Genomic DNA, 13,200 nt, shown 5'->3' with positions numbered 1-13,200 from the left:
TTTCACCTCCAAGTCATCGACTCACCACCACAATGAGTCGGACAGTGCTTTCGCACTACGCGCCATGCCCGGCGCACGACACAAAAAAAGCAGCTCAATTGAGCTGCTTTTATTTTTTAGCCAAGTAACGGAAACCTACAAACGTAGACCTTTACTGTCGTTATCACAAAAACGAAGGTCTTCTTATCGAGACCGGTTCGCATGAGTCTAATAAAGTCTTAGTTCACATAGCCTTCATTAGCTTTCACTGTAAGTGGGTGATAGCCCGGTTTCGCTTCTTCAAATGCGCGTTTAGCAAACGCCTTGCCTTCAGGTGTTTTTGATAGCTCGCGATAAAGGGGCCTAACAAGCTTATTGCGCCCTATCGACACCAAGTAGCTATACAAACGATCATAGGCAGGCTGATAGTTATTCTCTACTGCGATCATCAACCAGCTATGAGCAATTTCGTTGTTTTTAGTCGAGGTGAGTGAAAACGCTGAATCTAGCTCAGCCAGCTTTGCGCTGCTTAGCGATTCGGGCATGTTGTTTAGAAAATATAGCCACTCGTGTACAGTCCACTGCGCGGTTTCAATATCCGCCGCTTTCACGTCGCCAGAAAGCCAAGCGCTTCGTGTGTCATCGATTTTAGTGAACGCATCAGATTCTGGCTGTGGCGCTCCCTCGGGAATGCCTGGTTCAAAAATCCACGTTTGGATGCGCTCCGCGTCTAGCTTATCTGGATACTGCTTTAACAAGGTATCATCTAAATAAGCAATAAACGTGTCGGTAGTAATGCTCTTAAAAGCAAAGTCTTTAAAGTACTGCATTAAGAAAGCATCAAAGTTTTCTCGGCCAATCTTTTGTTCAATTTCACGTAAGAAAAGTGCGCCTTTTTCATAGGGAATATTTGAGAAAACATCGTCCGGATTGCGACCACGAAGGTCAATAGCCAGGATCTCATCATTTTCCTCTAATGCAGCAACATCATTCTCCAGGTCTTGATAACCGAGCACCGCTTCTTTTTTGAAACGATCGTGACCGTAGATCATTTCCATAATTCGGTAAGTTAAGTAGGTTGTGAAGCCCTCGTTTAACCACAGATCACGCCATGTTGCATTTGTTACTGTATTCCCAGACCAGCTGTGCGCCAGTTCATGAGCAATCAATGAAACCAAGCTTTTATCACCAGCAATGACCGTTGGGGTGATAAACGACAAACGAGGGTTTTCCATACCACCAAACGGGAATGACGGCGGTAGAATTAATAGATCGTAACGGTCCCACTGGTAAGGTCCATAGGTTTCTTCTGTTACTTCTAACATCGCCTCAGTGTCTTCAAATTCTTTCGCTGCACTTTCAAGTAACGCAGGCTCAGCATACACACCGGTACGCTCACCCATGGCTTTAAATTCTAAATCACCTATAGCCAACGCAATAAGATACGAAGGGATAGGCTGCGGCATGGTGAACTCATATTCACCATCGCGCTCGGTGGTAGGATCGTTTGACGCACTCATCACCGCCAACAGCGCTTCAGGTGTCTTAATGGTCGCGTCATAGGTTACGCGTACTTGCGGTGAGTCTTGAAGCGGAATGAAGCTTCGCGCGTGAACCGCTTGCGCTTGGGTAAACAGGAACGGGTGCTTTTTACCTGCAGTTTGCGCTGGCGTTAACCATTGTACGCCAGACGCTTCAGGTGAGGTTGAATACGCAACCGTTACTGCGTTTGCGGAACTAGGTAACGTAATAGTAAGAGGTGTACCTAAATCAGGGTCAACCTCTCCCATTTCAAAAGGAACACTTTCACCGTCTACGGTAACACTTTGAATGTCTAATGCTCGCGTATCTAACACCAATGTGTTGTTGTCGGGCTTTTCACGCTTTACATCAAGCGTTACGTCGCCAACAAGCTGCTTGGTCTCAAAGTTTGCAGTTAAGTTTAGGCTGAGATGGGTCACCCGAATCTCATTGGGGTTCGCGAAGGAGTGATAATCTACCCCAGAGGCAATAGCCGCGTCAGCTTGGCTTGCTACTGCAACATTTTGTGCTTCAGTGTCTGAAGTCGAGCGTACGCTGACGGCTTGCTCTTTGTCTGTCTTGGCTGCGTCTACATTGCTGTTGTCGCTGCATGCGAACAAAACAGGCGCGCATACGAATGTAGCCAGTAATCCGTATTTTTTCATATAACTTCCTAAAGGATGATTGATACGATCTCAGTGTATCAATCTGTTATATGACTGGCGACTCTAATTCGAAGAGCTGCGTTGTAACTGCGCTATATTTCGAAAAGCAGTAAGGGTTAACGTGAATAAGTGCAGGATAGCTACGCCATCTGACGAAGACGTAGCTATCCGACAAGGGCATTAACTATCTGCGTTAACCGCTGACTCGTTTGCCGTTTAATTAAGCAAGGCTAATATCTACTTCAATGTTACCGCGGGTCGCATTTGAGTATGGGCATACTTGATGCGCAGTTTCCACCAAGCCTTGCGCTTGTGCTTTGTCCATATCGCCCAAATCTACCGTCAGTTTTACTGCAATAGCAAAGCCTTGTTCAATAGGTCCAATTGCAACGTTGCCAGTTACACTAATGTCATCGGCCAGCTTAATTTTTTGCGATGCAGCCACATGCTTAAGTGCACCGATAAAGCACGCCGAATAGCCCGCTGCGAACATTTGTTCAGGGTTCGTCCCTTCTCCACCTGCACCGCCCAATTCTTTAGGTGTAGAGAGTTTAAGGTCTAGCTTACCATCACTTGATTTCGCTGTTCCTTCACGACCACCTGTTGCTGTTGCACTTCCGGTATAAACGACTTGTTGAAGTTTATGCATAGTTACTCTCCTCATAGGTTTATTTAAACAACTACTTTGCATGCAAAATAAATTATCACCAAACCAACTTGCAGATCAAGTGCTTTGTATGCAAAATATTATTATTAAGAAAAAGCCGTATCGATAAGGGTTAAGCGTCATGTCAGAATTATTGAAGTTGGAAAATCAGCTTTGCCACCGTTTTTATACGCTGTCGAATGCATTCACTCGTGCTTACCGCCCCCTTCTTAAAGCGCTGGATATCACCTATCCTCAATATGTGACTTTAATGGCGCTTTGGGAAGATGACGACATTACTATTGCCGAGCTTTTAGAGAGAACGGCCATAGACGGTGGTGCTATGTCGCTGATTCTTAAAAAGCTACAAGACAAAGGCTTCTTAGTTGTCACTAAAGATAAAGCCGACAAACGCGTTAAGCGCGTTCAACTCACTGAAACGGGCAAGAAGAAGAAAGCCATAGCAGAAGACGTGCCTGCGCAAATGCTCTGCAAGCTCAATGGCATGACTGCAGATGAAAGCCGTACGTTAAAAGTCCTACTAGACAAATTAGGCGGCTGTTTCGAGAATGCAGATTTAAACCAGTCCGGATAGATAATCACCACTCAGCCCTACATTCCCACGCTTTGCTAGGAAACTTGCCAGCGCCTTGTGAGTGGGCAATTATCTATGCGTATTGGTATTTTAACCTCTTTTTGTAATCTGATTGTCATCAGATTTTTGACGTTTTCTGTTATTATTTTCGCATTGAGCGAACAAGTGTGCGCTATAATTGTCCTAATGGACGTAGTAGGGAAAATGCTGAACTGCGCGCATCAATTGAAAGCGCTAGTCGCTGAAATGATCGCATGTCTTATCGAGAAAGTGCGACAAGAGGCTTTAAGGGCATTTACTACCCATTATTCTTAGAAATAAAAAAACAGGAGCTGTGATGATCCAAGAACAGATTCAGACACAGGCTGTGCCGCAATCAAAAAGCATTCCTGCAAAAGCCTACTCTGTACTGGAAGAGTGGCTGAACAGTATTAGTCATGGGGTTGGCTTTATTGCTGCTATCGTGGGTTTAGTATTTATGTTGTATCGAGCGGAAGATACGCTCGCGTTAACCACTGCAGCTATTTATGGCTCTACACTCATTCTGGTGTTTTTAAGCTCAACCCTTTATCACGCCATTTCCCATCAAAAGGCAAAGGGATGGCTTAAGCTATTTGACCACAGCGCAATATACTTATTGATAGCAGGTACTTACACACCATTGCTACTGGTTTCGATTGGTGGCGTGTTGGGTATTACTATGACCGCAATTATCTGGAGCTTGGCAATTGGCGGCGTGGCGTTTAAGCTCGTCGCGCAGCACCGTTTCCCAAAGGTATCCGTGATGACTTATTTGCTGATGGGATGGATTGCACTGGGTCTTATCTACCCTCTTTATGTCGCCCTTCCCGGTGCTGGCCTATGGTTATTGGTAGCAGGCGGGCTGTGTTTCAGTGTAGGCGTGTGCTTTTACGTGGCAAAAAAGGTAAAGTACACCCATGCAATTTGGCACATGTTCGTGATTGGCGGATGTAGCTGCCACTACTTTTCAATTTATTATTTTGTCGTTTAACAAAAGGCCCAAATTAAGCTGCTATGCCAAAACCATGTAAAAACTTATGCTAACAAACAAGCAAGACGCCGAGAAAAAGGAAAACAGCACTACGTTGACACCAGGTATTGCGTGGTTTTCACTACACGCAGGACAAATATGCTTGGGTAAAAAGCCCGTTGAAAGTGACTTTGAACGCCTTAAGTCACTGGGTGTTACCCATATTGCAACGGTACAAACCAGTGAAGAGAACGCACCGGTTATTCGTGATCGTTCAATAGCAGCTGGGTTAGAGTGGCTTTGGGTTCCTTTTTTACACCCGTCGTCAGAGTCCCCCACCGAAGACGTACACCTTCACCAATACCTTCATGAACTATCTCAAATGTTGACCGAAGGAGCGAAGATATACTTACATTGCGATGGCTCACAGCACCGCTGTAGCCTTTTGTTCTATGCACTTTGCCACTATTGCCGTGTTCCATCTAATAGCGCTTACAATGCGCTGCACAGCTTTGGCGCTAGTGCGGCAAATAACCTTAAGAGATCCGAACTCACTTGGGCAGCAGAATTAGGGCATATTGCACCTAAAATGTAGGCCAATAAAAAGCGCGCCTTCGTTATCAACGTTCATTAACGAAGGCACGCGTGCTATTTTAACAAAGCAAAGCGTTCATAAGTGCGCCGAGCTTATTTATTTAAAACTGATAAATATTAGCGTTGGTGAGAAGTTTATTCGCGTCTATTTTTTCTTGAACACAGCGCACTATATCAGCACGAGTAAATACATAAATTCGGTCTTTGCGCTCGCGGCTCTCGTCCATCTCAAAATCTTTCAGCACCATGCTGATATGTTCATTTTCCGGCAGACCGCGTAAGCCTGACCCAAATCTGCATAAGGTCTCGCTCATGCCCGACTCAAAACCGGCCAGAAACGTTTTGTAAGCTTGCTGCTGCTGCGCTTTACGCGCCTCCATTTGTTTAGTCTGCTCTTTTTCAATTGCTTTAAGCTCATCCTTCATGCTTTTTTCTTTCGCTTCTAATTGCTTAAGCTGCTCTCCAGACTGCTCTTTTTGCGCGAGTAATTCTTTTTTTCGCGCCTCGTCAGCGTGACGCAATTCAAAGGTAATATCTCGCAGTTCACGCTCTACTTCTCTTGCTTCCCAGGCAAGTTCACGCTGCATGTTGCGCAAGTCGCGTAAGCGACTATTGTTGTCAGCAAACGCCTGAGAAAAACGATGGCTGGTTTCTTCTGCGTAAGCTTCCCACTCTCTGGCTGCTTCAAACACAATGTCATCAACATCACTAAACGAATTTGCAGACGGAACTGGTGGTGCAGGCGGTGCAGGTGGTACGGTGGCAACTAATCCTTCTACCAGCGTTTCTATCTCTCGTACCCAGTTACCGCTTTGGCCTCTTACTGAAAAAGTAAATACCGCCCCCTGCCCAGCAAGATAGCTGGTTTCAATTTGACTCACTCTCCAAGAATCAGTTGCGGCATTTTGTCGTAAGGACGTTTTGAGTACCCCAGACATTATTTCTAATTCATTCGATAGCGTGTCATATTTTTGCGCACTTTGTGCGTTCGCAAGACCACCAGCAGCAGAGCAAAGTAGTAAAGCAGTTAATAAACGTTTCATAATTTCACCTAATTACATTAATCATCTAGCGACGACTGTGGATTGTTTGTTTCATACGGCATGGTTAATGGCACTTCAGAACGCCTGTTAGGTAAACTTACCGCGCTGTACCCTATTTCAATGTCATCAATTTCATCCTGTAGACGCGTAAATTGGCGTGCATAGAATCTTTGATCGTCAATACGCTGCTCGTTGATAAATTTAATAAGCTCGGCAAAGTCGTGTTTGCGCTCTTCTCTACTCGACGCTAATAAGTACTTAGTAAGCTCTGCACTGCTTTGTTGCTGCTGTGTAGATAGCGCCTGAGCGTATTCTTTGAATAGTGTTTGGTTTGCTTGTTGATAGAAATCACGTTGCTCACCTAAAGCTTTAGCAACTTCCTGCGTAACGCGCTGCTCAACCATTTCATCCACTGTGTTGGCGCTTTTGTTTGAAAACGTAAGCGCTATACCGTTATCGCTATACGACAGCTTTGCGCCTGTGAGTACGGCTAACAGCGCACAGGCCGACATGGCCATGGCACACGCTGGCAAGCTAAACCAAGACGACAGCGAACGTGGTTCATCTTTCTTAAAAAAGGTCTGTTCTTTGTCCCACTGGGGAAGTGCCGGAGCAACGAAGCTTGCTCTTGCGCTGTTCAAACGGGCGCTATTTTCTACCGCCTGCGCAAATTCAGCATCTGCTTCGCACAACGCGTTAAACTGCTTTTCTTGCTCGCTATCAAGCGAGTTGTCCAGATAAGCTGAGAATAAGGCTTCTTTGTCATATAAGGTCATTATTCCAACTCCAACTTCAATTTTGCTAAGGCAGCGTAAAGTCGCGACTTAGCGGTATTTACTGAGATATCCATTTGCTGTGCAATTTCTTCGAACGTGAAGTGGCCGAAGAATTTCAATTCCACCACAGCTTTTTGGCCTAAAGGTAAAGTCTGCATAGCCTGCGTTAACGCTCTACTCTCTCGGTCGCTATAAAGCTGCATTTCTGGGCATGGTGCACCGCAAGGCGGCGCCTGTATGTCGTCAATGTCTGAATGCGGCTTTCGCTTGCGATACAGCTCAACACAGCGGCAGTGGGCAATGCGATAGAGCCAACTTTTAAAACTGCCCTCACCTTTAAAACAGGCAAGACTGCGAAACACAGAGATAAAAATCTCCTGCATTAAATCTGCTGCATCATGGCTATTCCCTGTCATTCGAATACCGTATTGATACATAGCGGTTTCGTAGCGAGATATAAGCGTAAACCACGCTTTTTTATTACCCTTTAATGCCTGTTCCACGAGTTTTTCATCTCGTTTATTAAACACGCCGTTCCCCGTTTTTACGCTCTGTTTTTTTACTTAACCATTAAGTCGATAGGCTTTGCAAAAAAGTTTGTTTAATTGATAAATAAATTGTCATTTAGGGAATAACGCCAATGAAACTGTGCTTTAAGCGATAGATGAAGAACTTCTTTGGGGTTGGTGCACAAGACAATAATTGATGTCAGCAATAAAAAAGCGGCTGAACCTACAGGCTCAACCGCTTTAGCTAAATATGAAAGGTAGCGCGCTCAGCGCCAAGCTTATTTTAACGTGGGAATAGGCAGCAGTGGCGAGATAATTTCACCAATACGACGAAACAGCTGCATACGCGTCGTGCCTGAACGCCATACTAAGCCAATCTCACGAAATCCCTGCTCTTCAGCGGGGAAGCTCTTAAGACCTGTGTGCTCAAGAATAGACTGGTTTATCGCAAGTTCAGGTAAAAAGGTGTAGCCCATTTTGCTATTCGCTAATTGCACCAAGGTATACAAGCTGCTAGCCGCTACGCTGCTAATTTGGTCGCTGTGCTGAAGATTGCACGCACTTACCGCATGCCCGGTCATACAGTGCTCTTGCTGTAGTAAGAAAATACTCTTTTTCGGCAAGGTTGAAATGTCGACAGGATTAGGTAGTTGCTCAGCAATATCTTTGTGCGCAATAAGATGGAACGGGTCATGCCCTAAGACCATCTGTTTACACCCTGGTGTTTCCATTGGCAACGCTAGAATAAGTAAGTCTAATCTGCCGTCGGTCAATTGCTGTAGCAACTTCTCCGTCGTGTCTTCCTGCATTTCCAAGTTGATCTCGGGTAAAAATGCAGAAAACGCTCCCATCATTCCTTCAAAAAGAAACGGCGCAATGGTTGGAATAACACCTAATTTTAAGGTGCCTCGCTGCCAATTGCCTGCGTTTTGCGCATACTCAACCAGCTCTCCCGCTTCCTGAAGTAGCACTTTACTGCGTTCAACGATATCTAGTCCCAACGATGTAAACACAAAGGTTTTATGTTCACGCTCAAGAAGTTGGCTTCCGAAGTGCTCTTCAAGGTTCTGAATGGCCGTACTCAATGTTGACTGACTTACGTTACAGCGCTGTGCAGCACGGTGAAAATGTTGCTCTTGATGTAGCGTCACCAAATAGTGCAGGTGCTTAAGATTAGGCCATTTCATGGGCATCTCACAATTATTTAAAAAGGGATTAAAAAATATTGGATTAATCTAACATAAAGATTAAATAGCGCCTAGGGTTGATACCCATGGTTAACGAGAGCGATCTTCTATTATTCACAGCTGTACATATACAACATCCTAAAAAAGAGGTAGATAATTCTGTTTATTGTGCAATCTATAAGAAGCTTTTGAGAATTTGACATTTCCCGCTGGAAAGCCCCAATAAGTAGCGTTAGGATTAAATTAAAGCGTTATACGCAACATATTTTTACAGCGAAGTAAGACCCGCTCTTGTATCATTCAGTCAATAGAGCGATTAACTATTGAGGGCAGTATGAAAGGACATTATAAGAACATTTTATGTGTATTAAGCGACTCTCATCGTCAAGATGATACGGTAGCCCAAGCACTCCATATCGCCAAAGCGCACCAAGCCTCGCTTACCATTATGCTTTCGCTAGAATCTTTGCCGCCCAACGCCAGTATGGTCATGGAGTCTTTCTCTTATGTTGATTCTCAGCAAACCATGGAAACCCAAGCCCAGCATTGGTTAAAAGAACAAGCGGAAAGCTGGGGAAAACACTATCCTGTGTCTACCGCGGTAACGGTAGGTCAGCCGCTTATTGACGTTGTGCGTTATGTAAAAAAGAACAATATCGATCTAGTAATTAAACGGGCAGAAGAGAGCTTTCTAGATAAGTTATTCGGAAGCTTAGATATGCGTTTATTCCGCAAATGCCCTTGCCCGGTTTGGATCATTAACCACAAGCCTCGCAGTCAGTACAAAAACGTAGTTGCAGCACTGGATTTGAACTATCACTATCCTCAGCATGAAGTGTCTATTAGGCGCGATCTTAATCGCGACATTTTGCGTCACGCAAGCCAAATAGCCTTGCTAGAATTTGCACAGCTGCACATTGTCCACGTTTTCGATGCGGTTCCTGAAAACATAGCAAGAGACGGGTTTATATCGGTTGATAACGACAGAATGGAAACCGATCTTGCAAAAATCCATGCCGAGCGTGAATCGGAACTAGACAAATTGCTTGAAGAACTAGGCAATGAATTGGATGACAATGTATTAGAGTATTTGAAACCTCAGAAGCACATTGTTCACGGTTACCCTCGAAGAGAAATTGCAGCCACAACCACATCCCTTGATACCGACATTATTGTTATGGGCACAGTGGCACGTTTAGGTGTGCCTGGCTACATCATGGGCGACACCGCAGAAGAAACTATCCATCAGCTTAAGTGTGCCGTTGTGGGTGTTAAACCCCGTGGCTTCGAAACGCCTATCTCTATTGATTAGGTTATTAACTCAACAAACAAAAAGGCCGTGCTTCACTTCAAGCACGGCCTTTTTTAATTCTTTTCGCTTAATACGAACGTTTGTAAGCGCTGTGTTTTACGCTACGCCAAACGACGCTTTAAGAATGTAGAAGAAAATAATCGAGAGGATTGCGCCTGCAGGCAACGTAACAATCCACGATACGACGATATTTCTCACAATGCCTAGGTTAAGCGCTGATACACCACGCGCCAGACCTACACCTAGTACCGCTCCTACAAGCGTTTGGGTAGTCGAAATAGGTAAACCCGTACCTGATGCGATAACTACCGTACACGCTGCAGCGAGTTCTGCTGCAAAACCGCGGCTTGGTGTTAAGTGTGTAATACCTTGACCAATGGTCTTGATAACGCGATGTCCAAATAGCGCAAGACCCGCAACAATACCTAAACCACCAAGAGGAAGGATCCAAGGTGCAAGCGTAGTGCTAGAGTTAATTTCGCCGCCACTACTTACTACGCTAACTACCGCAGCCAATGGTCCAATAGCGTTAGCTACATCATTTGAACCGTGGGCAAACGCCATACAACAGGCTGTTACTACCATTAGAAGTGCGAATACTTTCTCAACGTTAGCCGCCTGTAGGTCTGCATCTTCAGAACCGCTGAACTTCATACGGCCGATAAACCATTTACCCAAGAAGCCCAACGCTACGGCAATAGCAATCGCCAGCACATATCCGTTAACAGCGCTTAGCTCTAAACCAACGTGCTTAAGGCCTTTCTTGATAGTAACAAGCGACATCACAAAGCCCGCTAATGCCATATAGAACGGCACATAACGCTTAGCATTTGCAAACGGAGAGGCAGTTTGGAAGATGAGCTTGTGCGCGCTCATGAAAATAAGATAAGCAATGATGCCTGAAATAGCTGGGGTTACTACCCAACTACCAACAATACCACCCACTTTGTCCCATGCTACTGCGTCCATGCTGACGCCAGTGGCAGTAAAACCGATGATTGCACCGATAATTGAGTGAGTGGTAGATACAGGCCACCCCAACCATGACGCTACCGCAAGCCAGATTCCAGCTGCAAGTAGTGATGAGATCATGCCTAATACAAGGTATTCAGGTATGTCTATAAAATAGGTTGAGTCGATAATCCCTTTTCGAATGGTAGACGTTACTTCGCCACCTGCTAGGTAGGCGCCAGCAAACTCAAATATCATTGCAATGATAATGGCTTGTTTTATGGTTAAAGCTTTAGAACCTACTGACGTACCCATTGCGTTGGCAACGTCATTCGCTCCAATACCCCATGCCATGACGAAACCAACGCCGGCGGCAAGGATTATAAGAATTAGGCCATAACTTTCAAAAAATTCCACGGATAATCGCTCCCGATCTAAACGCGATTTAGGCTGGACGCTACTTGAGTAAGTAGCATGATCTCTTCACCACAAAGGCTAGAGAATGAAGTTAAAGACAAATTGTGTTTTATCATAAGGTTCGATTAAATTTTGCACGATCTGTTCTTGGCTGCGGCGCATGATAACGTAATCATGTTAGAAGCCATAGCGAAAATCACTGAAAAACGATAAAAGTATGCGGAATTATTTGAATGCGATGATAAATCCACCAAATATTTCAGTTTTATGACAAATAAATTTCACGAACTTTCATATTTGAATATTACTACGCAAAATAACACTGACCATTTGGACAGGTTTACGTCAAATCTTCCAGCTTTTGCTGCATATTTTCCAGCGGTGTATGTCTAACATCAGTACCGCGAGTGAGATAAACCACATATTCACACACGTTTTTACATCTATCACCAATTCGCTCTAACGAGCGCATTGCCCACAACACATCCAGCCAATCCTGCATGTCGTCAGTGCTTTTCTGCATTTCGGAGGTGGTATACGACAGCAGCCGTTTGTACTCACTGTCAATGCGGTTGTCTTGGTCATACACTTCTAACGCCGCAGCCTCATCCTGACGAGCAAAAGCGTCGAATGTGCCGCGCATCATGGCGGCCACGCGCTCCCCAATAAGTAACATGCTGCTCTTAATGGTATCTGAGCTCGGCAACTTATTGCGCGTTACTAGTTTGGCAATACGCTCGATTTCATCGCCCATTCGCTCTATATCGGTAATGGCTTTGGAAATGGTCATAATTAAACGCAGATCGCTGGCGGTAGGATGACGTTTTGCAATAATGCGCAAGCACTCTTCGTCAATTTGAATTTCCATGGAGTTAATTTTTAAGTCGTTCAACACCACTTTTTCAGCCAGAGCGGCATGATTGTGCTTTACCGCTTTTAACGTATCCACCAGCTGCTGTTCAACTTCGCCCCCCATGGTTAATACCGAGTTACGCAAGTTTTCCAACTCGATATTAAACGTACCCGAAATATGCGTGTTTAAGGCTACCTGTCGCATGGTGTTTTCTCCTCGCGGCGTAAGCATAACGAATAACGACAATCAATCGTGCCGCTACCTGTGGCAGAACTATCGTGACAAACCGCGACATCTTGCCAAATTGAAGCATTACGGCGCAAACCCATGTTAGAACACACACCTACTGCTACGTTATCCATATCGCCCCGTTATGTAGTCTTCGGTTTGCTTCTTCTCTGGCATAGTAAACAGCGTATCGCTGTCTGCATATTCTATCAGCCTGCCCTGATGGAAAAAGGCGGTGTAGTCGCTTACCCTAGCCGCTTGCTGCATGTTGTGCGTCACGATAATAATGGTGCATTGTTTCTTTAATGCATCCATCAGTTCTTCGATAAAAAGCGTGGTCAGAGGGTCAAGGGCCGAGGTGGGTTCATCAAGAAGTAGAATGTCAGGCTTCAACGCTAGTGCTCTTGCAATCACCAAACGCTGCTGCTGACCGCCAGATAAAACATGAGCGGATTCAAATAAACGATCTTTAACCTCGTCCCACAGCGCCGCCTGTTTCAGTGCGCTTTCCACCGCGTCGTCTAAGTGTCGACGAATTTTAACGCCTTGAAGCTTAAGCCCGTAGCACACGTTCTCATAAATGCTCATAGGAAAGGGGTTGGGTCGCTGAAAAACCATGCCCACGTTCGTTCTTAGGCGTGACACATTTACTTTGCGGCTATTGATGTTTTGCCCATCAATAATAATTTCACCATCGTATTTGCAACCGTCATACAAATCGTTAAGGCGATTGAAACAGCTAATGAGTGTAGATTTACCGCAACCACTTTGACCAATTAACGCTGTGATTTTGTTTTTTGGGATCCGCATGCTGATGTCATTTAACACATGCTTATTGCCAAACCACAGGTTGAGTTTTTTAACCTCTACCGCAGTTTGTTCTTCACCAATGTCGTTAACGTTCAGCGTATTGTGTTCAAACAACTTCAACAT

General features: G+C 44.9%; 14 protein-coding genes. 5 read left to right on the top strand and 9 right to left on the bottom strand.

The genetic code is table 11. The features are described 5' to 3' along the window. Positions 1 to 205, top strand: a 205-nt coding sequence (locus tag WA381_RS11185; protein ID WP_336152526.1) for a hypothetical protein, incomplete at its 5' end; no start/stop codon positions are given. A gap of 13 nt (positions 206 to 218) precedes the next feature. Here WA381_RS11185 and WA381_RS11180 read toward each other — a convergent pair. After that, positions 219 to 2,165, bottom strand: coding sequence for a M1 family metallopeptidase (locus WA381_RS11180; RefSeq protein ID WP_156085984.1), 1,947 nt, complete (start codon positions 2,163 to 2,165; stop codon positions 219 to 221). A 220-nt stretch (positions 2,166 to 2,385) separates the two neighbouring features. Further along, positions 2,386 to 2,814: an organic hydroperoxide resistance protein gene (locus WA381_RS11175; RefSeq protein ID WP_014948414.1), complete on the bottom strand. Its 429-nt coding sequence runs from the start codon at positions 2,812 to 2,814 to the stop codon at positions 2,386 to 2,388. 139 nt (positions 2,815 to 2,953) lie between these two features. On the opposite strand from WA381_RS11175, the gene WA381_RS11170 reads away from it, so the two are divergent. The 3 genes from WA381_RS11170 (at position 2,954) to WA381_RS11160 (ending at position 4,992) form a co-directional block, all read left to right on the top strand. Next, on the top strand, positions 2,954 to 3,406 hold the full coding sequence (locus WA381_RS11170) for a MarR family winged helix-turn-helix transcriptional regulator (RefSeq protein WP_039230769.1): 453 nt from the start codon (positions 2,954 to 2,956) through the stop codon (positions 3,404 to 3,406). Between the two features lie 337 nt (positions 3,407 to 3,743). Next, positions 3,744 to 4,418 (top strand): PAQR family membrane homeostasis protein TrhA, encoded by a 675-nt coding sequence (trhA, locus tag WA381_RS11165; protein ID WP_014948411.1) that lies wholly within the window; start codon positions 3,744 to 3,746, stop codon positions 4,416 to 4,418. Positions 4,419 to 4,464: 46 nt separating this feature from the next. Next, positions 4,465 to 4,992, top strand: coding sequence for a hypothetical protein (locus tag WA381_RS11160; RefSeq protein ID WP_061484801.1), 528 nt, complete (start codon positions 4,465 to 4,467; stop codon positions 4,990 to 4,992). A gap of 100 nt (positions 4,993 to 5,092) precedes the next feature. On the opposite strand, the gene WA381_RS11155 is transcribed toward WA381_RS11160, so the two are convergent. From WA381_RS11155 to WA381_RS11140, 4 genes are all read right to left on the bottom strand, one after another. Then, on the bottom strand, positions 5,093 to 6,034 hold the full coding sequence (locus tag WA381_RS11155; RefSeq protein ID WP_014978448.1) for a hypothetical protein: 942 nt from the start codon (positions 6,032 to 6,034) through the stop codon (positions 5,093 to 5,095). 17 nt (positions 6,035 to 6,051) lie between these two features. Then, on the bottom strand, positions 6,052 to 6,810 hold the full coding sequence (locus WA381_RS11150) for a hypothetical protein (protein WP_156085983.1): 759 nt from the start codon (positions 6,808 to 6,810) through the stop codon (positions 6,052 to 6,054). Further along, a complete protein-coding gene (locus WA381_RS11145) occupies positions 6,810 to 7,340 on the bottom strand; it encodes an RNA polymerase sigma factor (protein WP_156085982.1) in 531 nt (176 codons plus the stop codon). The genes WA381_RS11150 and WA381_RS11145 overlap by 1 nt, the downstream gene beginning before the upstream one ends. Positions 7,341 to 7,597: 257 nt before the next feature. Next, on the bottom strand, positions 7,598 to 8,506 hold the full coding sequence (locus WA381_RS11140) for a hydrogen peroxide-inducible genes activator (RefSeq protein ID WP_156085981.1): 909 nt from the start codon (positions 8,504 to 8,506) through the stop codon (positions 7,598 to 7,600). Positions 8,507 to 8,840: 334 nt separating this feature from the next. Between WA381_RS11140 and WA381_RS11135 the strand changes: the two genes are divergently transcribed. Beyond that, positions 8,841 to 9,818, top strand: a complete 978-nt coding sequence (locus WA381_RS11135) for a universal stress protein (protein WP_014975760.1) — start codon at positions 8,841 to 8,843, stop codon at positions 9,816 to 9,818. A 96-nt stretch (positions 9,819 to 9,914) separates the two neighbouring features. Here the strand turns inward: WA381_RS11135 and WA381_RS11130 are convergent, their stop codons facing one another. The 3 genes from WA381_RS11130 to pstB form a co-directional block, all read right to left on the bottom strand. Further along, positions 9,915 to 11,186 (bottom strand): inorganic phosphate transporter, encoded by a 1,272-nt coding sequence (locus WA381_RS11130; protein WP_039224609.1) that lies wholly within the window; start codon positions 11,184 to 11,186, stop codon positions 9,915 to 9,917. Positions 11,187 to 11,526: 340 nt separating this feature from the next. Next, entirely contained in the window at positions 11,527 to 12,243 is a 717-nt protein-coding gene (gene phoU, locus WA381_RS11125) for a phosphate signaling complex protein PhoU (RefSeq protein WP_014948403.1), read from the bottom strand. Positions 12,244 to 12,393: 150 nt separating this feature from the next. Then, the gene (pstB, locus tag WA381_RS11120) at positions 12,394 to 13,200 is read right to left on the bottom strand and encodes a phosphate ABC transporter ATP-binding protein PstB (RefSeq protein ID WP_014975758.1); all 807 of its coding nucleotides are present in this window, start codon (positions 13,198 to 13,200) and stop codon (positions 12,394 to 12,396) included.

Source organism: Alteromonas sp. CH_MED4-4, assembly GCF_037029575.1.
Lineage (GTDB): Bacteria > Pseudomonadota > Gammaproteobacteria > Enterobacterales > Alteromonadaceae > Alteromonas > Alteromonas macleodii.
Note: the sequence above shows the minus strand (reverse complement) of the source record. Positions and strands in the feature narration are given on the sequence as shown.

What these genes read in the sequence shown, in the direction of transcription:
- WA381_RS11155 (WP_014978448.1), bottom strand. Translation starts at nt 6,034, where the DNA reads ATGAAACGTTTATTAACTGCTTTACTACTTTGCTCTGCTGCTGGTGGT.
- WA381_RS11180 (WP_156085984.1), bottom strand. Translation starts at nt 2,165, where the DNA reads ATGAAAAAATACGGATTACTGGCTACATTCGTATGCGCGCCTGTTTTG.
- pstB (WP_014975758.1), bottom strand. Translation starts at nt 13,200, where the DNA reads ATGTTGAAGTTGTTTGAACACAATACGCTGAACGTTAACGACATTGGT.
- WA381_RS11150 (WP_156085983.1), bottom strand. Translation starts at nt 6,810, where the DNA reads ATGACCTTATATGACAAAGAAGCCTTATTCTCAGCTTATCTGGACAAC.
- WA381_RS11140 (WP_156085981.1), bottom strand. Translation starts at nt 8,506, where the DNA reads ATGAAATGGCCTAATCTTAAGCACCTGCACTATTTGGTGACGCTACAT.
- WA381_RS11135 (WP_014975760.1), top strand. Translation starts at nt 8,841, where the DNA reads ATGAAAGGACATTATAAGAACATTTTATGTGTATTAAGCGACTCTCAT.
- phoU (WP_014948403.1), bottom strand. Translation starts at nt 12,243, where the DNA reads ATGCGACAGGTAGCCTTAAACACGCATATTTCGGGTACGTTTAATATC.
- WA381_RS11175 (WP_014948414.1), bottom strand. Translation starts at nt 2,814, where the DNA reads ATGCATAAACTTCAACAAGTCGTTTATACCGGAAGTGCAACAGCAACA.
- trhA (WP_014948411.1), top strand. Translation starts at nt 3,744, where the DNA reads ATGATCCAAGAACAGATTCAGACACAGGCTGTGCCGCAATCAAAAAGC.
- WA381_RS11160 (WP_061484801.1), top strand. Translation starts at nt 4,465, where the DNA reads ATGCTAACAAACAAGCAAGACGCCGAGAAAAAGGAAAACAGCACTACG.
- WA381_RS11170 (WP_039230769.1), top strand. Translation starts at nt 2,954, where the DNA reads ATGTCAGAATTATTGAAGTTGGAAAATCAGCTTTGCCACCGTTTTTAT.